We start from the raw sequence: 247 nt of genomic DNA on the forward strand, positions 1-247 counted from the left end.
ACGACCAGGCCGAGGCCGTAGGCGGCCCGTACCCCGCCGAGCTCGGCGAGTAGTGCGGCCAGCGGGTAGCCGACACCGGCCCCGATGATCGAAACCACCGAGATCTGTGCGATCACGGCCGCGCTGCGCTCCTCGGGGAGGTGGTCCCGGGCCACGCCCATCATCAGCGCCGTCAGCCCGAGCCCGACGCCCTGGGCCGCTCTGCCGGCCAGCAGCCACGCGAACGGCAGCGGCAGTACGGTGAGCG

General features: G+C 73.7%; 1 protein-coding gene. It reads right to left on the minus strand.

The window, feature by feature from the left end:
• The coding region (locus IG75_RS0135835; RefSeq protein WP_030526134.1) for an MFS transporter at positions 1-247 on the minus strand (247 nt) is incomplete at both ends.

This window comes from Nocardia rhamnosiphila NBRC 108938, from assembly GCF_000720425.1.
Classification (GTDB): Bacteria; Actinomycetota; Actinomycetes; order Mycobacteriales; family Mycobacteriaceae; genus Nocardia; species Nocardia rhamnosiphila.